Here is a 19,139-nt window from a genome sequence, read left to right as displayed (position 1 = left end):
GATTCACGCTTCCTCCCCACACTCGGTCGCCCTCATGCAGTTGCGCTTCACTTCGTTCGCTGTGGTCAGCTCACGGCGGGACTCTCACCCACAAGATTGCGCCCATGCTGGGCGCACACAAAAAAGGGGCGATCAGATCGCCCCTTGTCGAGTCATCCGGCTATCAGCCCCGGCGACGCAGTGCGTCAATCCGCTCTTCCAGCGGCGGGTGGCTCATGAACAGGCGAGCCAGGCCCTGCTTGATGCCGCCGTTGATGCCGAAGGCGGTCAGGCTGTCGGGCATATGCACCGGCAGGCCCTGTTCGGAGCGCAAGCGTTGCAGCGCGCCGATCATTGCGCTGGTGCCCGCCAGGCGTGCGCCGGCTTCATCTGCGCGGAACTCGCGTTTGCGCGAGAACCACATCACGATGGCGCTGGCCAGGAAGCCCAGGACCAACTCGGCGAAAATGGTCGCCACGAAGTAGGCAATACCACGGCCTTCTTCGTTCTTGAAGATGACCTTGTCGACGAAGTTGCCGATGATCCGCGCAAAGAACATCACGAAGGTGTTCACCACGCCCTGTACCAGCGCCAGGGTGACCATGTCGCCGTTGGCCACGTGACCGATCTCGTGGGCCAGCACCGCCTTGACTTCGTCGGGCGAAAACCGCTCCAGCAGGCCCTGGCTCACGGCTACCAGCGCGTCGTTCTTGTTCCAGCCGGTCGCAAAGGCGTTGGCCTCATAAGCCGGAAAAATCCCGACTTCGGGCATTTTGATGCCTGCTTCTTGAGACAACTGCTCCACGGTTTGCATCAGCCATTGTTCATGGCGAGTGCGGGGTTGAGTGATGATCTGGGTGCTGGTGCTCATCTTCGCCATCCACTTGGAGATGAACAGCGAGAACAGCGAACCGGCAAAACCAAAGACTGCACAGAAAATCAGCAGCTGATTGAGGTTCAGATCAACCCCATTGGCCGCCATGAACCCGTTGAAGCCAAAAAGGCTCAGGGTGACGCTGGCAATCAGTACGACTGCCAGGTTAGTGGCCAAGAACAGCAGGATGCGCATCATGGTTGTAGAGTTCTCCTCATGCTTAATATGTCGCTCACTGCGGGGTATATAAGGTGCGGCATGGGGTGATTCAACCGGGGGACTATTTCAAACTGTGTCCTACACCGGGGGCGTAGGGCCTTGAAGGGATTTTCCGACCTGTATTGTCAGCCTTGATCGACCCGATGCTACCCCGTCGCCCCGTGATTATAGGGGGTACGTCATTGGCAGGGGCCAAATGAAGTACAACCGCAAGTAAGTGAAACAGAAGTGTTGCCAGATAATCGCTGTACGACCCTTTGTGAGTCGTACAGCGTCAATTGCCTTACTGGCGATAGGACTTCAGGAAGTTACCGATGCGACCAATCGCCATCTCCAGGTCATCCACACGTGGCAAGGTCACCACGCGGAAGTGGTCCGGCCACGGCCAGTTGAAGGCAGTACCTTGCACGACCAGTAGTTTTTCCGACAGCAGCAAATCGAGCACGAACTTCTCGTCGTTGAGGATCGGGCAGACTTTCGGGTCGATCCGCGGGAACGCATAAAGTGCACCCATGGGCTTCACACAGCTCACGCCGGGGATAGCGTTGAGCAACTCCCAGGTGCGGTTACGCTGCTCCAGCAGGCGACCTTGGGGCAGGATCAGGTCGTTGATGCTCTGATAGCCGCCGAGGGCGGTCTGGATCGCGTGCTGGCTCGGTACGTTGGCGCACAGGCGCATGTTGGCCAGCATGTCGATGCCTTCGATGTAGCTCTGGGCATTGTGCTTGGGGCCGGAGATAGCGATCCAGCCGGAGCGGAAACCCGCCACGCGGTAGGACTTGGACAGGCCATTGAAGGTCAGGCACAGCAGGTCCGGGGCCAGGGAGGCGGTGCAGATATGCACGGCGTCATCGTAGAGGATCTTGTCGTAGATCTCGTCGGAGAACACCACCAGGTTGTGCTGACGCGCCAGTTCCAGCATGCCCAGCAATACTTCCCTGGAGTACACGGCGCCGGTGGGGTTGTTCGGGTTGATGATCACCAGGGCCTTGGTGTTGGGGGTGATCTTGGCCTTGATGTCGGCCAGGTCCGGGAACCAGTCGGCGCCCTCATCACACAGGTAATGCACCGGGTGGCCGCCCGCCAAGGTCACGGCGGCGGTCCACAGCGGGTAATCCGGGGCTGGCACCAGGACTTCATCGCCATTGTTGAGCAATGCCTGCATGGACATCACGATCAGCTCGGACACGCCGTTGCCCAGGTAGATGTCCTCGATGCCGACGCCTTCGACCTGTTTCTGCTGGTAGTACTGCATCACCGCCTTGCGCGCGCTGAACAGGCCCTTGGAATCACTGTAGCCCTGGGCGGTCGGCAGGTTGCGGATCACATCCTGGAGGATTTCGTCCGGCGCTTCGAAACCAAACGGCGCCGGGTTGCCAATGTTCAGCTTGAGGATGCGATGGCCTTCCTCTTCCAGGCGTTTGGCGTGCTTGAGCACTGGGCCGCGAATGTCATAACAGACGTTGGCGAGCTTGTTCGATTTGCTGACCTGCATGGCGATGTGATCCTGAAAATGAACGATCCCGACGGCGTAGGCACTACCGTAGGGTGAAGCCTGCACGGCCCGCACCCACAAATACGTTTGAATGCCGATGGCGCGGGTGCCAGACTGGCGTTTTGAAGAGGCGCAATCATACGTGCCGCCTGATCCATGGAAAAGACACAGATCAGGGTTTTTCAGTTGCCGAGGTGTACCGATGGATAAGTTGCAGAAAACTGTAGATGAATGGAAGGCGATGCTCGATCCGCAGCAGTACAACGTGTGCCGTCTCAAGGGTACCGAGCGACCGTTCAGCGGCAAGTACAACGCGACCAAGACCGACGGCGTCTACCACTGCATCTGCTGCAACGAGCCGCTGTTCGATTCCAGGGCGAAGTTTGATTCCGGCTGTGGCTGGCCCAGCTTCTATGAGCCGATTGCCGATAGCGCGATGGTCGAGATCCGCGATGTCAGCCACGGCATGATTCGCACCGAAGTCACCTGCGCCAAGTGTGATGCCCACTTGGGGCATGTGTTCCCGGACGGCCCGCCGCCGACGGGCCTGCGCTACTGCATCAATTCGGTATGCCTGGAGCTGGTGCCGCGCTAGGCTCCATGGCCTGTGTAGGAGCGAGCTTGCTCGCGAAAAGCGTCAACGATAACGCGGGGCTCTTGAATGAACGCGGCGCCCGGGAGTTTTTCGCGAGCAAGCTCGCTCCTACAAATAAGGTTTTTCTTTCCCTGACTGAGGCATTGCCATGAGCGACTCCCTGCTGAGCATCCCTTGCACCACCATCAAGGGTGAGCAAAAGACCTTGGCCGATTTTGCCGGCAAGGCCATTTTGGTGGTCAACACCGCGAGCAAATGCGGCTTCACCCCGCAGTACAAGGGCCTCGAGCAACTTTGGCAGCAATACAAGGACCAGGGCCTGGTGGTGCTCGGCTTTCCCTGCAACCAGTTCGGCAAGCAGGAACCCGGCGATGAAGGCGCGATATCCGAGTTCTGCGAGCTGAACTTCGGCGTCAGTTTTCCGCTGTTCAAGAAAATCGACGTCAATGGCAGCGATGCCCACCCGTTGTTCGTGCAGTTGAAAAAACAGGCCCCGGGGCTACTGGGTTCCAAGAACATCAAGTGGAACTTCACCAAGTTTCTCATCGGCCGTGATGGCAAGCAGGTCAAGCGTTTTGCGCCAACCACCAAGCCCCAGGACTTGACCCAGGAGATTGAAGCCCTGCTCAAATGACCGCAATATTGCGGGTACCCATCAGAGGCTGGTTGTCTTCGGTACCCACAGTTCCAGTAAGGCGTTGAGCTCTTCCCGGCGAAACGGCTTGGCCAGGTAATCGTTCATTCCTGCGGCCCGGCAACGCTCGCGCTCTTCGGCCATCGCGTTGGCGGTCAAGGCAACAATGGGTAAGTCCGGCCAACGCCCGCTGCGGCGAATTTGTCGGCTGGCCTCATAGCCATCCATCACAGGCATGTTGCAGTCCATCAACACCAAATCGAAGCGCTGGTCCTCCAGAAGCTTGAGGGCTTCGCCACCATGGGCCGCTACGATCACCTCACACCCGAGCTTGCTGAGCATGCCCTTGGCCACCAGTTGATTGACCGCGTTGTCCTCCACCAGCAGGATGCGCGCGCGGTGCGCAAGCGGAGCGGTTTCTATCTGGACCGGGTCGAGCACCAGTTGCGCGTCGCTGCGCAGGTTGCGTTGCAGGATCTGGTACAGCGCGTTGCGGCTCAATGGGCGCGCTTGTTGCTGTAGCGGCGCCAGGGCCGTGACTTCTTCGCTGGGCAAAAAGTTGCCATAGGCGGTAACCAGCAGAATCGGCGCGTTGATGCCCGGGCGCAAGCGGAACAGGCATTCAGGGCAGTCGGTGATCAACAGGTCGGGTACAAGCCCGCTCAAATCATCGTCCTGGGAATAGCAGCGCGGTGTCAGTCCCCAAGAGGGCAGCAGCGTGGTGAGCAGCTCCGTCAGCCCGCCGCCGGCGTTGGTGATGGCGATCACCTCGCCCGTGAGCGGTGCATAGCGCATGGCAGGCAAATGCGCGGGCAGTGGGAGGTCGGCGCTGAACTGGCTGCCAAAGCCCACCTCCGAGCTGATACTCAAGCGGCCTTGCATGGCTTCGCACAGGTTACGAGTCAACGCCAGGCCCAATCCCGTCCCGCCAAACTGGCGGGTGATGCCAGCGCCGGCCTGGGTGAACGGCTGGAAGATTTTCACCTGGGCTTCTTGGGCGATGCCGATGCCGGTATCGCACACTTCAATGCTGACCCGGCCTTCAAAGGCGCACAGGCGCACATCGACGCGGCCAAAGCGGGTGAACTTCAAGGCGTTGGAGAGCAAGTTGCTGACGATCTGTCGCACACGGGTAGGGTCGCCGATCACCTGGGCGGGAAACTGCGGGTCGATCAGGCAGGTCAGTTCCACACTCGGAGCGGCATTTTGCGATAGCAGGTTGGCGGTGTCTTCCACCAATGAGCCCAGGTCGAACGGGATATGCTCCAGTTCCAGCTGGCCGGCGTCGAACTTGGACAGGTCAAGAATATCGTTGAGCAACTCCACCAGCACTTTGCCTGAGTCATGGGCAATGGACAGTTGCTGGCGCTGTTCGGCGGTCAGCGGGCTGTCCAGTGACAGGGCAATCATGCCCAGTAGTCCATTGAGCGGCGTGCGGATTTCATGGCTCATATTGGCCAGGAATGCTGCCCGTGCCTGAGCCATGCCCAGCGCAGTCATTTTCGCCGCCTCCAGCTCATCATTGGACTGGCTCAAGCGTTGGTTGCTGGCCTTGAGTTCGAGGGTGCGCGCAGAAACGATATTTTCCAGTTGCCCCAGGTACTCCGTAAGGCGATCTTCGGCGTGGCGCCGTTGCTGGATCTCGGTTTCCATGTTTTCGAATTGTTGGTTGGCGACGCTGACCAGCACGCCGATTTCATCGTGCTCATGCCCCGGTGGGCAATCCAGGCGCGCCTGTTTGCGTGTGCTCAGCTCGCGGATAATGCGCACCAGCGGTTGGGTGAGCATTACGTAGAACAGGCCGAGCAAAATCCCGGTGAGCAGCAGGCTGCGGGCGAAGCCATTGAGCAGGGTGATCTCGGCACGATGCAGGAAACGGCTGCCAAAGGCATAGGTATCGACGTCCAGGCGTAGCACACCAAGGGAGTCGTTGGGCATATGGCTGAGAAACAGTCGGTCTTCGAACTGGCGATTGGCGCCAAACAGAAAATCGCTGACCGGCCGATAGTTGCTTTCCTTGCGCGGACGGTTGACGTCGGCTAGCACTATGCCATTGTTGTCGATCAACTGCGCGCGGATGATGGCAGGGGAGTGCAACAGGCCCAAGGTCAGTTCCTGGGCGAGTTCGGCATCGATGTTGTAGGCGATTCGTGACGCCGGGTTATGGCTGATTTCAATCAGTGAGCGTATTTCACGGTTGATGGATGCGTCTTCACTGGCATAATCAATGCCGATTTGGATCAGACTGAGCAGGGTTCCCAAGACGAAACCGACCAGCACAGTCAATCTGGCTTGTTTATAAGACAAGCGGTGGGCGAACTTGATATCCATCGAGTGTTGAACCACTTAGCGTTTCCCTTCGCCCGGCAAGCATAGCTGAACATCCACAAGCTTTGGCTCGCCCGGCATGAATCGTTTGTTTGATGCAGCCCTGCAGTTTGCCGCAGGGTTGCCAATACGCCATCTTTTGCAAGAAGTTGCCAGAGGAATAGCTGTGGATTCTCGATTGAATGCCTTTCTTGAGCGCGCCGATGCGGTGCTGGCTCGCCTGGAACCGTTGTTACCCGCCCCACGCCAGGCGATCGACTGGCACCAATGCCTGGCCGCCCGTTGGCAGCGCGAAGGTCGCAATGGCTTCCTGTTACCGTTGGAAGTGAGCCTGGACATGCGCCTGTCGGACCTGATCGGTGTCGACAAACAACGTGAACAACTGGCGCGCAACACCCAACAGTTCCTCGACGGGTTGCCCGCCAACCATGCCCTGTTATGGGGTTCGCGTGGCACCGGCAAGTCTTCCATGGTCCGGGCTTTGCTCGCCCAGCACGCCAGGGCGGGCCTGCGTCTTATCGAGATCGAGCGTGACCACCTGGCTGACCTGCCGCGGGTGGTCGAGCAACTGATCAAGCTACCCCAACGCTTCATTTTGTTTTGCGATGACCTGTCGTTCGAGGCCGGCGAAGGTGACTATCGCGTGCTCAAGAGCGTGCTGGATGGCTCCCTGGAACAGGCGCCGGAAAACGTGCTGCTGTATGCCACATCCAACCGTCGCCACCTTGTGCCGGAAAACCAGAGCGACAATGACAACTGGAAACGCGTGGATGGCGAATTGCACCCGAGCGAGGCGGTTGAAGACAAGATTGCCTTGTCGGATCGTTTTGGCTTGTGGTTGTCGTTCTACCCCTTTACCCAGGAGCATTTCCTGGATGTGGTGGAACACTGGATCGGTGAGTTGGCCAGCAAGGCCGGCTTGCAGTGGCAACGCGATGAGCAGCTTGACGTTCTCGCGGTGCGTTGGGCCACTGGGCGCGGCAACCGCAATGGCCGGTGCGCCTATCAATTCGCCCGTTACTGGGTGGGTCTTAAATTGCTGGAACGTCAACCATGATCGATTTACAACAGGCCGGCAGCGGCCTTGATGGCTATGCCATGCTCTGCGCGCAACTGGAGTCACTGCTGGCTGATGAGCGCGATTTTATTGCCAACAGTGCGCAGTTTTCCGCGTTCCTGTTCAACCAGCTGGATGACTTGAACTGGGCTGGCTTTTACCTCAATCGTAACGAAGAGCTGGTGCTTGGGCCCTTTCAGGGGCAGATCGCCTGTGTGCGCATTCCGTTTGGGCGCGGCGTGTGTGGTGCGGCTGCGGCCTCACGCAAAACCCAGCGCGTGGAGGATGTGCACGCGTTCCCAGGCCATATCGCCTGCGACAGCGCTTCGAACAGTGAATTGGTGGTGCCATTGGTCAAGGACGGCCAACTGATTGGTGTCCTTGATCTCGACAGCCCCTTGCTGGGCCGGTTTACCCCTCAGGACCAGGTGGGAATTGAGCGGCTGGCGGAGATTTTCCTGCAGTTGACCGACTGCTGAAGCGGTTGGTGCTTATGCTGGTCGCGGTAGGAGCGAATTTGCTCGCTCCCGCCACGACGGGGCCTGGTGCTATGGGTCCTGCAGCTCATCCAGTTGAACCCGCAGCATCTTCTCCAATTCCAGCATGAGTTGTTCCAGGGCCCTGATGCCGCTTTCGATCACGGCCCACTCCTCATTGCGAGAACAGGTTTGCTCCAAGGCTTCGCATTGCCCCGCCAACGAGTGGGCTTGAACGATGCGGGCCGCACCCTTGATCTTGTGGGCTTGCTCAATGATGTCCGAGGGGGGCGCGTGTCGATCCCGCAGTTCGATAAGGACCCTGCGGTCGTGAAGGCTGCTGCTCAGCAGCTCCTCCAGCAAGCGTCGACTCAACTGTGGATCACCGCCGGTCAGCGCTTCCAGGCATTCGAGGTCCAGCCGTTGGAGCACGGGTTCAGGGACGATCTGTGCCAGTTGGCGCTCTAGTACGGTAAGGCTGATGGGTTTGAACAGGCAGTCATCCATGCCGGCTTGCACGCACTGTTGCCTTTCCTCCGGCTGGGCGTTGGCGGTAAAGCCCAGTACTACGCAGGGCACCAATTGTTCGCGTTGCTCATACTCACGGATTGAACGACTCAGTTCGTAGCCGTTCATGATGGGCATGTTGCAGTCGGCAATCACAAGGTCGAAATGCTCTTTACGCCAGGCCTGGAACCCTGCGGCTCCGTGCTCGGCAGCGGTGAACTTATGCCCCAGATAGCCCAATTGCTGGCACATCAGCAGGCGATTCGCCGAGTGGTCGTCTACCACCAGTACGTTAAGCGCCCGTGCGGTGGCCGGCGTTGGCGGCGTGTGTTCACCCACCGTCTGGATCGCTTGCAGGCGAGGCATGCTCAGGTTGACGTGCACCTGGGTGCCTACCATGGGCACGCTGCTCAGGCTCAATTGGCCGCCCATCATCGCGCACAGGCTGCGGCAGATCACCAGCCCCAGGCCCGCGCCACTGCGTGCCAGTTGCCCGGAATTGTCCGCCTGGGCAAAGGGTTCGAACAGGCGCTGTTGGTCCTCCCGGCTGATGCCGATGCCGGTGTCTTCCACCACCAGTTTCAGCTCGATCTGCTCCGGTGCCTGGGTAGGCTGCAGCTCGACCTTGATCTTGACCTGCCCTTGTTCGGTAAACTTGATCGCGTTGCTCACAAGGTTCGATAGCACCTGCTTGAAGCGCAGCGGGTCAATCAGCACCTCGATATCGTTCAGGTCGGGTTTGAACTCCAGCAGCAGGCTGAGGGTTTTCTGCCGTGCGAGACCGTCGAAGACGCGCACCACTGATTCAATTACCTCCCGCAGGTTGACGCGCTCCGGCGCCAGGCTGAGGCGGCCGGACTCGATACGCGCGATGTCGAGAATGTCACCGATCAGCTCCAGCAGATCTCTGGCCGAGTTGTACGCCACCTCGATCGCCGGACGGTCAAGGTGTCCTTGGTCGGCGCGCTTGAGCGTCAGTTCGAGCATGCCGATCACCGCGTTCATCGGGGTGCGAATCTCGTGGCTCATGGTAGCCAGGAACGTGCTCTTGGCGCGGTTGGCTTCGTCGGCGCGCTCCTTGGCAGCACGTAGTTCATCGAATAGCTGGCGTCGGTCACTGATATCGATCCAGCCACCGATGATGCCTTGGACTTCACCCGTAGAGTCGCGGTAGGGAAGGATCCAGTGATAGATGGTCAGTTTCTTGTCGTGGATATGCAGGCTGCGATCGAGGATCAGCGGGTTACCCTCGGCCACCACACGCAGATAGTCAGCATGATACTGGACTGCCTCCGACGCCAGCGCCATGGTCATCTGGGTCACGCTTTTGCCGATCACCTCTTCGCGCTTGACGTCGAACACCTGCAGGTAGCTGTCGTTACAGGTCTGCAACAACCCATTGCGGTCGCGCACGTAGATCGGATGGGGCGTCTCATTGACCAGTGCACGCATGAACTCGAACTGATCGTTGAGGGCGCGTTCGGCCATTTTTCGATGCTTGATCTGGCGACGCATGTAGGCGTTCCAGGCCAGGGATATCAATAGCAACAGCCCGGTGCCGATGATGATTCGCGCGATCAGTTGATGGTAATTACGCCAGTAACTGTCGGACGCGGCGGTGTAGCCACGCCAGCGACTGTTGATTACACCCATTTCATCCGGGGCAATGCTGAGCAGGGCCTTATCGAGGATCGAGCTCAATTCCGTGGCTTGGCGCGAGGTGGCCAGGGTGAAGGTGGCGGGAGTGGTGCCGATGCTGGCGCTGATTTGCAGGCGGTCCTGGAAAACCTGGGAGGACAGGAAGTAGTTGGCAATCACCAGGGTGTTCACGGCCCCATCCACTTGTCCCTGTGCGAGCAGCTCAGATGCTCTGAATGTATCACTGGTTTCCACCAGGTGAATCTCTGGAAAGTCCTTGCCCAAGGTTGCGGCCAAGGGGTTGCCCTGGGTTATTGCCAGACGCTTTCCTGCCATTTGCTCCATGTTCGACGGCGCTCCTGGCTCTTTGCGCGTCAACAGCACATAGGAGTTTTCGAGGTAAGGGCGGCTGAAATTAAGCTGTGAATCTCGTTCGTCGCTGGGAACGATGGCCCCGATCATATCGACTTTCTGGGTTGCGACCTGGTCGATCATTGCGTTGACGTCGCGCTCGCGCTGTACCGAAAAGCGCAGGCCGGTGCGCAAGCGTATCAACTCCAGTAAGTCGGCGGTGATGCCACGAAAGTTGCCGTCCGTATCGAAGAACGTCAGGGGCGCGAAGGTTTCGTTGACGACCACCGTGACCACCGGATGCTCTTTGAGCCAGCGCTCTTCGCGCTGGGTCAGTTGCAGTTTCTGGTCGGTCAGCAGGATGTCGCTGCCGGCGCTCCAGCGCTTGGCAATACTGTCCCTTTCGTTGATGGGCACTGAGGCCAGGGCTGAATCGACAATGCTGAGGAGCATCCGGTTGTCCTGGCGCGTGGCAAAACTGAAGCCATAAGCTTCATGCTTGCCGAAGTTGGCCATGCGAATGTTTTTGAGATAGCCCTTGTTGATCATGTAATGGGTGGAAATGGTGTCACCGAGAAACACATCCGCCTGGTCGAAGGCCACTGCATTCAAGGCATTTTGATAAGACGGGTAGGCGCGGATGATCGCCTTGGGATACAGCTTTTCCACCTCATCGAGCGGTAGGTAATGATAGACGAGGCTCAGGCGCAGCCCGTCGAGGCCGTCGCTGAGGCTGCGGGTTTCTCCCTCGCGCGTGACCAGTACCGGCTGGTCTACGGCATAGGGTTCGGAAAGGATCAGATTCGGCGTCGCAGCTTCAAACCCGTTGGAGGAGCCCAGCAGGTCAATTTCCCCCGCTTCCAGGGCACGAATGGCCGCCGCCCGAGAGGGATAGCGCATCACAGTGATTGGCAGGGAGAGTGCCTTGGCCAGCAATCCTGCGTAGTCGGCGGTAAGGCCTTCGTAGTCATGGCCGCTGGAAGTGAGGTCGAAGGGCGGGTAGTCAGGGGTGGATGTCCCCAGCGTGAGTTCACGTTTGTTCTGCAGCCACTGGCGCTGGGCCTTGTCAAAATGGGTGTCCAGTTGCACAGCTCCCGCACGACTCAAGAGGGTGAAACGTTCCGGGCTGGTTTGGTGCTCCGCCAGCACGGCAGTGCTGAAGTACAAACCGGCACTTAATATAATCAGATAGTCCTTTATACGCCTGGGCATCCGCTTTCTCACACTAGCGCGTTTCGTTTTGCCATCTCGATGAGTTCTACCAAGGATTTGGCTTTGAGTTTCTGCATGAGTCTCTTTTTATAAGTGCTGACTGTCTTGTTACTTAAAAACATACCTTTGGCTATTTCCTTGTTAGTGCGACCTTGCGCAAAAAGTTGCAGGACCATCAGCTCACGGTCGTTAACGGACTTGAACAGTTCCAGCTCCTGAGCATCCATGCCTTCGGCTCCGGGGCCACTCAATGCCTGGCTGGGGAAGTAGTTGTAGCCGGACAGGACAGCGCGGATGGCGCTCAGCAACTCGCTCAGGTCACCCTCCTTGCACACGTAGCCTTCGGCGCCCGAGCGCATGCACCGCGTAGCAAATAGCGTCGGGCACTGGGCCGTGAGCACCAGGGTTTTCATCGAGGTGTTCATGGCATTGAATCGGCAGAGCACCTCGAGGCCGTCGAGTTTCGGGATGCTGATATCCAGAATCACCAGGTCTGGAAGGCACTCACGGACCATTTGTATGGCATCGCACCCGTTGTCTGTTTCGCCGACAACCTTGTAACCTTCGTGCTCCAGTAACATTCGAATAGCAAGCCGGATAACGGGGTGGTCATCGATAATAAAAACTGAGTTCATAATCACATTCCATGCAGGTGCAAATAAAGCGGGCACATTAGCTCAGAAGATAAGGGCACGGCATGAAGCTCAGGAGCAGTAGATGCAAAACAGGAAAGTTCCTACAATTAAAAAGGTATAAGCCTACAAGTTGTCGGGTAGTCGCGGCAGCGTATGTGAGCGTTTCGAACCCAATCGTGGCATGGGGGGATGCTTGAGTTTTTACGGCGGGCTTCGTAGCGTATTTCGTCGAGGGAGAGGTTTAAAGTCCTACGTGGGGGGGGTTAAAAGTTAAGCTGATTAACTTTTCCAGTTCGTCCTTGTTCAAAGGTTTTGATAAATAGCCAAGAAGCGGAAGACTTCGTTGCAAGGCTTGTTTTGTCAGGCTTATCAGTTCTGGCGTGGGTAACCCGCTTAACAGAATAGCGCTGGTAATGAAGCGCCGACGGCTGGCGATTTCCACCAGTTCAAGTCCGGGCAAGTCAGGCAGGCATTGGTCGCACAACATCAGGTCAAAGGGATGTTCGGACTGGCTCATTGTGCGTATGGCCTGCTCGGCGTTTTCCACCGGGGTCAGTTGATCGAAGCCGAAGCTTTTGAGCAGGCATTGGGTGGCCAGAAGTTGAAACGGGTGATCCTCCACCAAAAGAATACGAAGAGAGTATCTGGGCATAGAAAGCACACAGTGAGGCAAGCGTCGATGGGGGCAGTAGAATTGCTCGGTCGGTCGGTTGGGAGCGCGTGATTATTCTTCGGATGCTTGTACGAATTCGATCAGTCCGCTCTGTTCCCATCGTAGGGCGATTCGCTTCAGGGAACAGGCGGGCTGATGTAAGCGTTACTGAGGGCTGGAACGCCCAGTCATTTCTCGTGCCATTTCGGTGGCGTAGCTGTCGGTCATACCGGCAATGAAGTCGATCATTCGCAGGAACGAGGCGTGCAGTGACCAGGCCGGGTCCGGCGCGCTGTTGCCCAGCAAGTCGAGAATGCGCCGATTCTTGAACGATGGTGTTCGCCCGCCATGTTGTTCAAGGGCCGCGCCGCAGAACGCGTTCAGCAGGATTTCCAGGGTGGTGTAAGCCCCGATTTCATGCAATGTCTTGCGCTTGTCCTGGAAGATTTTCTTGCGCGCCATGTCCTTGGCATCTAGCACGCAGCGCTTTGCCGGGCCGTGCATATGCTCCACCAGATCTCCCGGCAGCGTGCCGGCCAGCAGGGCGTCCTGCTGTTCGACAAACGCCTGCGCAGCCGCGTTGGTCAGGTGCTCGATGGCTTTGCCACGCAGGATCGCCAGCTTGCGGCGGCGAGAGTCCAATGGGCCCAGCTGGCGATAGGTTTGTGGCAGGTCATCACCAACCAGGTCTAGCAACAACGATTCGACTTCGGCGTACTGCAGAAGCTCCATTTCCAGGCCATCTTCCAGGTCGATCAACGCGTAGCAGATGTCGTCGGCTGCCTCCATCAGGTAGACGAGCGGGTGACGCGCCCAGCGTTGTTCCTCTAACTGGGGCAGGCCAAGCTTGTGGGCGATCTGCTCAAGAATTGGCAACTCGCTCTGGTAACAGCCGAACTTGTGTTTCTTGTAGCCCAGCGAGTCGGCGTGGCGGGCAGTCCAGGGGTATTTGAGGTACGTGCCCAAGGTGGCGTAGGTCAGCCGCGTGCCGCCGTCGAACTGATGGTATTCAAGTTGGGTGAGTACCCGAAAGCCCTGGGCATTGCCTTCGAAGTTAAGGAAGTCATTGCGTTCGGCGCTGCTCATGTCATCCAGCCAACCGCGCCCGGCGGCCTGTTGGAACCAGTGGCGAATGGCGTCTTCGCCGGAATGCCCGAATGGCGGGTTGCCGATGTCATGGGCCAGGCAGGCCGATTGCACCACCATGCCCAGATCGCTCGGGTCGCACCAATCGGGCAGGGCGCTACGCAGGGTTTCGCCCACGCGCATGCCGAGTGAACGCCCCACGCAGCTGACTTCCAGGGAGTGGGTCAAGCGTGTGTGGATATGGTCGTTGCTCGAAACCGGATGCACTTGGGTCTTGCGTCCCAGGCGCCGGAACGCGCCGGAGAAAATAATGCGGTCGTGATCTTTGTGGAAGGGGCTGCGGCCCAGTTCTTCAGGGCTATGCAGGGGTTTTCCAAGACGTTCGCGGGTTAGCAGGGTGGGCCAATCCAAGGCGCAGGCTCTCCGTAGTGTGAATGACAGTTCCAGCTTCCCGGTTCGGCCTTCAAGGGCAAGCGAATCCAGCGGTCGGCCGCGTCGGTATCAATTAACAGGCAGCACGAAAAACCGCAATGACCAGCAGGTGTCTGGTCATTGCGGTCATCGGCTCACGAGGGTCAGCTTTTGCGCGAAGAGCCTTGCATGGCCAACTTGATCAGCGGGATCAACCCGGCACCCAGCCGCACCAGGCGCGTGATGCTGCTGATACTGCCGCCCTTGGCACCCTTGCCGGTAAAGAAGCCCATCAGCGTTACCGCCGCCACGCCCCACAACGGCGCGTGCTTGATGCCCAGGCTGTCCTGCCAGTTGTGGCGCATGTTGCGCATTTTGTGCAAGGGCGCCATGAGTTGTTGGGACTCATGACGGATTTCCTGGCGGTGCATTTCCATGCGCAGGCGGATCAAGGCCTTGCGCATTTCCCGGCGAGAAGTATTTTGCGGGATCTCAGTCATGCTCATGGCAGCAGGCGCTCCCGATCATTGGCCAGTTCTTCAAGCGTGGCGTGGAAGGGCGTGGATTCATCGAACACCGCCGCCTTCAAGCGCACACCGCAGAACGCAGCGGCCAGGCTATAGAACACGCAAAGGCAGATAATGCCGGTCAAGCGATAGCCCGTGTCCCACACCAGGATCATCACCAGCGTCGACAACCCCACCAGCAACAGCAGGGCAAACACCAACGCCAGGCCGGCAAACAGCAAAAGGCTGACGGTACGGGCCTTTTGCTCTTGTAATTCAATGCCGAACAACTCGACATGACTGTGCAGCAAGCCCAGCACAGCTGCGCCCAGGCGTCGGGAAGTTGAACCGCTTGCTGAGGAATGTGCGCTCGTGGATGAGCTGGATTCGCCGATAGACATGGTTAGCGCCTTGTAGCCAGTAGACCGATCAAAAAGCCTACGCCGGCAGCAATGCCGACTGACTGCCATGGGTTGGCTTGCACGTAGTCTTCGGTGGCGGTGATCGCCGCCTGGCCGCGCTCGCGCAATGAGTCTTCGGTCAGTTGCAGGGTCTCGCGGGCCTTGAGCAGGCTCTCGTGGATCTTGGTGCGCAGCTCGTCAGCCTGGTCACCGGCCAGCACGGCAGTGTCGTCCAGCAACTTTTCGGTATCGCTGACCAGGGTTTGAAAATCCTCCATCAGTATCTCTTGAGCAGTCTTTGCTGTTTTACCGGCCATGGTTATCTCCGTGGGTAGCTGATCTGTACGTGTGGTTTCGAGTCGCGGCGTTCGCTGAAGGTTCATTGCAATTGTTTGGTACAGCTTTTGCTTTGCCTTGGTGCGCAGGTTCTGGAGCCTGCGCTGAATCCGGGCGGTCGAGGTAAAAACCTTGGAAAACCTTACCCTAAATCACTTAATTTCGCGGAAAAACCCTTTCGGCAACGGCCTGTTGTGTTGATCGCTGCGCTAAAGCGGTTCACGCCCTCTGAAGAACGGCGAAGCCGGCGGTGCCAATTTAGTGCGCTAAACCCTGGCTTGAACCGCTTTGGTGCTTTTTGCCTTGATGCAGGCCTGCCAACCTTCATGGAAAACTTGCAAAGCGCGGTGGACACTCTCGTCCACAGTTCCAACACCCTGTTCATCCTGATTGGCGCGGTCATGGTGCTGGCCATGCACGCCGGCTTTGCCTTCCTTGAGGTTGGCACGGTACGGCAGAAGAACCAAGTCAACGCCTTGTCGAAAATCCTCAGTGATTTCGCGATTTCAACGCTGGCCTATTTCTTTATAGGCTATTGGATCTCCTACGGTGTGAGCTTCCTGCAACCGGCCGCGGTGATCAGCGCCGATCATGGCTACGGCCTGGTGAAGTTTTTCTTCCTGCTGACGTTTGCCGCGGCGATTCCGGCAATTATTTCCGGCGGGATTGCCGAGCGTGCGAAGTTTGCCCCGCAGCTGTGTGCCACCGCGCTGATCGTGGCGTTTATCTACCCGTTCTTCGAAGGCCTGGTATGGAACGGCAACCTTGGCCTGCAAGCCTGGCTGCTCGCAACCTTTGGCGCCAGCTTCCACGACTTTGCCGGCTCCGTGGTGGTTCACGCCATGGGCGGCTGGCTGGCGCTGGCGGCGGTGTTGCTGCTGGGCCCGCGCAATGGGCGTTATCGTGAAGGGCGCCTGGTGGCGTTTGCGCCGTCGAGCATTCCTTTCCTGGCGCTGGGCTCGTGGATTCTGATCGTGGGCTGGTTCGGCTTCAACGTGATGAGCGCGCAAACGCTCAATGGCGTCAGTGGCCTGGTGGCCGTCAATTCGCTGATGGCCATGGTCGGTGGCACCGTGGCTGCCCTGGTAATTGGCCGTAACGATCCCGGTTTTCTGCACAACGGTCCCTTGGCCGGGTTGGTGGCAATCTGCGCCGGTTCCGACCTGATGCATCCGGTGGGCGCGCTGGTCACGGGTGTGGTCGCTGGTGGCTTGTTCGTGTGGTGCTTTATCGCTGCCCAGGTACGCTGGAAGATCGACGACGTGCTGGGCGTGTGGCCATTGCATGGCTTGTGTGGCGTGTGGGGAGGCATTGCCTGCGGCATCTTCGGGCAGGCTGCCCTGGGTGGGCTGGGCGGCGTGAGCCTGATCAGCCAGTTGATCGGCACCGGGCTGGGCGTGGCGGTAGCGTTTGGCGGCGGCTTGCTGGTGTACGGCGTGATCAAGCGCGTGCAAGGGCTGCGCTTGAGCCAGGAACAGGAGTATTACGGCGCGGACCTGTCGATTCACAAGATCGGTGCGGTCAGTCAGGACTGATCGACGCTTCTTCGTCAGTGTTTGTGGGTGGGTAAAAGCCGTGTAGCAGGCGATAGCGGTTGTGCCGTACTTCATCCACCCGCGCCTGCACCTGTTGGTCCGGCAGGCCTAGCAGGATCAGGGCGTGGGCGGCGAGCATCAGGCTCGACTCCAGCAACTCGGGCACTACTTCGCTGGCGCCCGCGGCCTTCAGTTCAGCCAACTGGCTGTCATCGCGGGTGCGCACCAGGATCGGTACGTCTGGGTTGATCTGCCGCGCCTCCTTGAGCACGGCCAGGGCGACATCGCTGTTGTCCACGGCGATCACCACCAACCGCGCCCGCTCCAGGCCGACGGCGCTGAGCAATGCACCACGGCAGCAGTCGCCGTAATGCACACTGCTGTCCTCGGTGGCGGCTTCCTGCACCCGTTCCGGATCGTCGTCCAGAGCGATAAACGCCTGTTGTTCCCGGCGCATAAAGCGCCCGATTGACTGGCCTACCCGGCCATATCCGCAAATCACCACGTGCCCATGCAGTTGGGCGTTGAGCGCGGTGATGTGTTCCAGTTGCACTTGCTGGTTGGGCTTGCGGTGCAGGCGCAGGGCGAGGGCCGGTGCCGCACGCAACAGCAGCGGTGTCAGCAGCATCGAGCAGAAGGTGGCGGCCAGTAACAAGCCGTTGAACTCATCGGGAATCAATCGGCTCTGCTGCATCTGCGCCATCAGCGCAAAACAGAACTCGCCGCCCTGGGCCAGCGCCAGGCCGCTGCGCCAGGCCGTTTCGGTGTCGCTGTTACGCCACTTGACCAGCGCCGCGACGACCATGCCTTTGACCAGCATCAGTGCGAGCGTCAGGCCGAGGATCAACAGGCTGTGACTGACGAACAACTGCAAGTCGATGAGCATACCGATGCTGACAAAAAACAGCCCTAGCAGGATGTCGCGAAACGGGCGGATATCCGCTTCTATCTGGTGCCGGTAATGACTCTCGCCCAGCAACATGCCGGCCAGGAACGCACCAAGGGCAGGGGACAGGCCCAGCAGGTGGGTGAGCCAGGCGGTGAGCAAGACAATCACCAGTGCCAGCAGCACAAACAATTCCGCCGAATGAGATGCGGCCACTTCATGGAATAGCCGTGGCAGCAACCAGCGACTGGCGAACAACAAGCCGACGAATAGCACTACGGTCTTAGCCAACGTCAGCGGCAGCGCCCAGTACCAGGCTTGGTCGCTGCTGCCGGCGAACACCGGCACCAGTGTCAGTAGCAACACCGCCACGACATCCTGGAACAGCAACACGCCTATCGCATTCTGGCCATGACTGCTGAAGATTTCACCGAGGCTGGTCAACTCCTTACTGACAATGGCCGTGGACGATAACGCCAGCCCTGCGCCCAGCAACAACGCGATGCCGGGTGCGAGGCCAAAACCCATCAACAAAGCGCCCAGCAATGCCCCACACCCCAGCACTTGCAGGCTGCCCAGGCCAAATACCGCGCTGCGCAGCGCCAACATTTTCGACAGGGAAAACTCAAGCCCCAGGGAAAACAGCAGGAATACCACACCCATCTCGGCCAGGTCCGGCAGGTCTTCGTTGTCATTGACCCAGTCCAGCGCGGTGGGGCCCACTGCCAGGCCTACGCACAGGTAGCCCAGCACGGGTGGCAGTTGCAGCCGGCGAAACAGCGCAATCACTACCAGGGATGAGGCCAGAATAATCAGCAGGTTGGTGAACACAGGCATCTCCGTTGCAGGGCGAGCGGCAAAAAGCCGCGAGAATCGCTGAATCAGTTATAGGCCATGGTGATCTGGATCAGGCTTTTTGCACCGTAGGAGCGAGCTTGCTCGCGAAAAACGTCAACGATAACGCGCGGTTCCTGAGTGAACGCGGCGCGCGGGAGTTTTTCGCGAGCAAGCTCGCTCCTACAGGGGCTTGTTGGGATTAGAATGGACGTTCGTTTCTTGTTCGAGTCCTTTCGCCATGCTTCCTGAATGCCAGCTGTTCGGCACCCTGGGTTGCCATCTGTGTGAGATAGCCGAAGCCGAAGTCATGCCGCTCGTCGAACACGGGCTGCTGGTGGAGTTGGTGGATATCACCGACCCCGAGGACCTGACAGATGTCTACGGCCTGCGGATTCCGGTGCTTCGCCGCACGGACACCGGGGCGGAACTGGACTGGCCGTTCGACACCGAGCAGGTGGTTGCCTTCCTGCGCTGAGATTTATGCGATGG

At 58.9% G+C, this 19,139-nt stretch carries 17 protein-coding genes; 6 read left to right on the top strand and 11 right to left on the bottom strand.

Features of this window, described 5'->3' with window-relative positions:
* Nucleotides 1–163 precede the first annotated feature (163 nt).
* Together htpX and BUE92_RS02035 are read right to left on the bottom strand one after the other, a co-directional pair.
* The gene (htpX, locus tag BUE92_RS02040; protein ID WP_003189904.1) at nucleotides 164–1,051 is read right to left on the bottom strand and encodes a protease HtpX; all 888 of its coding nucleotides are present in this window, start codon (nucleotides 1,049–1,051) and stop codon (nucleotides 164–166) included.
* A 304-nt stretch (nucleotides 1,052–1,355) separates the two neighbouring features.
* Nucleotides 1,356–2,567 (bottom strand): pyridoxal phosphate-dependent aminotransferase, encoded by a 1,212-nt coding sequence (locus BUE92_RS02035; protein ID WP_044273990.1) that lies wholly within the window; start codon nucleotides 2,565–2,567, stop codon nucleotides 1,356–1,358.
* Between the two features lie 202 nt (nucleotides 2,568–2,769).
* On the opposite strand from BUE92_RS02035, the gene msrB reads away from it, so the two are divergent.
* Both msrB and BUE92_RS02025 read left to right on the top strand, forming a co-directional pair.
* Nucleotides 2,770–3,162 carry a peptide-methionine (R)-S-oxide reductase MsrB gene (msrB, locus tag BUE92_RS02030; RefSeq protein WP_073521725.1) on the top strand — a complete coding sequence of 131 codons (393 nt, stop codon included), beginning with the start codon at nucleotides 2,770–2,772 and terminating at the stop codon, nucleotides 3,160–3,162.
* A gap of 148 nt (nucleotides 3,163–3,310) precedes the next feature.
* The gene (locus tag BUE92_RS02025; protein ID WP_073521724.1) at nucleotides 3,311–3,796 is read left to right on the top strand and encodes a glutathione peroxidase; all 486 of its coding nucleotides are present in this window, start codon (nucleotides 3,311–3,313) and stop codon (nucleotides 3,794–3,796) included.
* A gap of 21 nt (nucleotides 3,797–3,817) precedes the next feature.
* Here BUE92_RS02025 and BUE92_RS02020 read toward each other — a convergent pair whose 3' ends face one another.
* On the bottom strand, nucleotides 3,818–6,127 hold the full coding sequence (locus BUE92_RS02020) for a hybrid sensor histidine kinase/response regulator (protein ID WP_073521723.1): 2,310 nt from the start codon (nucleotides 6,125–6,127) through the stop codon (nucleotides 3,818–3,820).
* 163 nt (nucleotides 6,128–6,290) lie between these two features.
* Between BUE92_RS02020 and BUE92_RS02015 the strand changes: the two genes are divergently transcribed.
* Complete coding sequence (locus BUE92_RS02015) at nucleotides 6,291–7,181, top strand: ATP-binding protein (protein ID WP_073521722.1); 891 nt, start codon at nucleotides 6,291–6,293, stop codon at nucleotides 7,179–7,181.
* Entirely contained in the window at nucleotides 7,178–7,660 is a 483-nt protein-coding gene (locus BUE92_RS02010) for a GAF domain-containing protein (protein WP_073521721.1), read from the top strand. The genes BUE92_RS02015 and BUE92_RS02010 overlap by 4 nt, the downstream gene beginning before the upstream one ends.
* Before the next feature lie 69 nt (nucleotides 7,661–7,729).
* Here BUE92_RS02010 and BUE92_RS02005 read toward each other — a convergent pair whose 3' ends face one another.
* From BUE92_RS02005 to BUE92_RS01975, 7 genes are all read right to left on the bottom strand, one after another.
* Nucleotides 7,730–11,365 carry a transporter substrate-binding domain-containing protein gene (locus tag BUE92_RS02005; RefSeq protein WP_073521720.1) on the bottom strand — a complete coding sequence of 1,212 codons (3,636 nt, stop codon included), beginning with the start codon at nucleotides 11,363–11,365 and terminating at the stop codon, nucleotides 7,730–7,732.
* A gap of 8 nt (nucleotides 11,366–11,373) precedes the next feature.
* Nucleotides 11,374–12,000 carry a response regulator transcription factor gene (locus BUE92_RS02000; RefSeq protein WP_073521719.1) on the bottom strand — a complete coding sequence of 209 codons (627 nt, stop codon included), beginning with the start codon at nucleotides 11,998–12,000 and terminating at the stop codon, nucleotides 11,374–11,376.
* 241 nt (nucleotides 12,001–12,241) lie between these two features.
* Entirely contained in the window at nucleotides 12,242–12,652 is a 411-nt protein-coding gene (locus tag BUE92_RS01995) for a response regulator (protein WP_073521718.1), read from the bottom strand.
* A 165-nt stretch (nucleotides 12,653–12,817) separates the two neighbouring features.
* Complete coding sequence (locus BUE92_RS01990; protein WP_073521717.1) at nucleotides 12,818–14,149, bottom strand: deoxyguanosinetriphosphate triphosphohydrolase; 1,332 nt, start codon at nucleotides 14,147–14,149, stop codon at nucleotides 12,818–12,820.
* 164 nt (nucleotides 14,150–14,313) lie between these two features.
* Entirely contained in the window at nucleotides 14,314–14,655 is a 342-nt protein-coding gene (locus tag BUE92_RS01985) for a hypothetical protein (protein ID WP_034127163.1), read from the bottom strand.
* Entirely contained in the window at nucleotides 14,652–15,056 is a 405-nt protein-coding gene (locus tag BUE92_RS01980; RefSeq protein ID WP_005786473.1) for a phage holin family protein, read from the bottom strand. Before BUE92_RS01980 ends, BUE92_RS01985 begins: the two co-directional genes overlap by 4 nt.
* 2 nt (nucleotides 15,057–15,058) lie before the next feature.
* Nucleotides 15,059–15,373: a DUF883 family protein gene (locus BUE92_RS01975; protein WP_003189926.1), complete on the bottom strand. Its 315-nt coding sequence runs from the start codon at nucleotides 15,371–15,373 to the stop codon at nucleotides 15,059–15,061.
* Between the two features lie 345 nt (nucleotides 15,374–15,718).
* Here BUE92_RS01975 and BUE92_RS01970 point away from each other — a divergent pair, with 345 nt between their 5' ends.
* Nucleotides 15,719–16,927 (top strand): ammonium transporter, encoded by a 1,209-nt coding sequence (locus BUE92_RS01970; protein WP_034127164.1) that lies wholly within the window; start codon nucleotides 15,719–15,721, stop codon nucleotides 16,925–16,927.
* On the opposite strand, the gene BUE92_RS01965 is transcribed toward BUE92_RS01970, so the two are convergent.
* Nucleotides 16,914–18,644, bottom strand: coding sequence for a cation:proton antiporter (locus tag BUE92_RS01965; protein WP_143169932.1), 1,731 nt, complete (start codon nucleotides 18,642–18,644; stop codon nucleotides 16,914–16,916). The genes BUE92_RS01970 and BUE92_RS01965 overlap by 14 nt on opposite strands.
* A gap of 244 nt (nucleotides 18,645–18,888) precedes the next feature.
* Here BUE92_RS01965 and BUE92_RS01960 point away from each other — a divergent pair, with 244 nt between their 5' ends.
* Nucleotides 18,889–19,125 carry a glutaredoxin family protein gene (locus BUE92_RS01960; RefSeq protein ID WP_073521715.1) on the top strand — a complete coding sequence of 79 codons (237 nt, stop codon included), beginning with the start codon at nucleotides 18,889–18,891 and terminating at the stop codon, nucleotides 19,123–19,125.
* Nucleotides 19,126–19,139 lie beyond the last annotated feature (14 nt).

The sequence above is a fragment of the Pseudomonas fluorescens genome, assembly GCF_001902145.1.
GTDB lineage: Bacteria > Pseudomonadota > Gammaproteobacteria > Pseudomonadales > Pseudomonadaceae > Aquipseudomonas > Aquipseudomonas fluorescens_BV.
Note: the sequence above shows the minus strand (reverse complement) of the source record. Positions and strands in the feature narration are given on the sequence as shown.

Bases quoted from the DNA above. Each gene is read 5' to 3' on its own strand.
- htpX (WP_003189904.1), bottom strand. From the start codon at position 1,051: ATGATGCGCATCCTGCTGTTCTTGGCCACTAACCTGGCAGTCGTACTG.
- BUE92_RS02035 (WP_044273990.1), bottom strand. From the start codon at position 2,567: ATGCAGGTCAGCAAATCGAACAAGCTCGCCAACGTCTGTTATGACATT.
- msrB (WP_073521725.1), top strand. From the start codon at position 2,770: ATGGATAAGTTGCAGAAAACTGTAGATGAATGGAAGGCGATGCTCGAT.
- BUE92_RS02025 (WP_073521724.1), top strand. From the start codon at position 3,311: ATGAGCGACTCCCTGCTGAGCATCCCTTGCACCACCATCAAGGGTGAG.
- BUE92_RS02020 (WP_073521723.1), bottom strand. From the start codon at position 6,127: ATGGATATCAAGTTCGCCCACCGCTTGTCTTATAAACAAGCCAGATTG.
- BUE92_RS02010 (WP_073521721.1), top strand. From the start codon at position 7,178: ATGATCGATTTACAACAGGCCGGCAGCGGCCTTGATGGCTATGCCATG.
- BUE92_RS02005 (WP_073521720.1), bottom strand. From the start codon at position 11,365: ATGCCCAGGCGTATAAAGGACTATCTGATTATATTAAGTGCCGGTTTG.
- BUE92_RS02000 (WP_073521719.1), bottom strand. From the start codon at position 12,000: ATGAACTCAGTTTTTATTATCGATGACCACCCCGTTATCCGGCTTGCT.
- BUE92_RS01995 (WP_073521718.1), bottom strand. From the start codon at position 12,652: ATGCCCAGATACTCTCTTCGTATTCTTTTGGTGGAGGATCACCCGTTT.
- BUE92_RS01985 (WP_034127163.1), bottom strand. From the start codon at position 14,655: ATGAGCATGACTGAGATCCCGCAAAATACTTCTCGCCGGGAAATGCGC.
- BUE92_RS01980 (WP_005786473.1), bottom strand. From the start codon at position 15,056: ATGTCTATCGGCGAATCCAGCTCATCCACGAGCGCACATTCCTCAGCA.
- BUE92_RS01975 (WP_003189926.1), bottom strand. From the start codon at position 15,373: ATGGCCGGTAAAACAGCAAAGACTGCTCAAGAGATACTGATGGAGGAT.
- BUE92_RS01970 (WP_034127164.1), top strand. From the start codon at position 15,719: ATGGAAAACTTGCAAAGCGCGGTGGACACTCTCGTCCACAGTTCCAAC.
- BUE92_RS01960 (WP_073521715.1), top strand. From the start codon at position 18,889: ATGCTTCCTGAATGCCAGCTGTTCGGCACCCTGGGTTGCCATCTGTGT.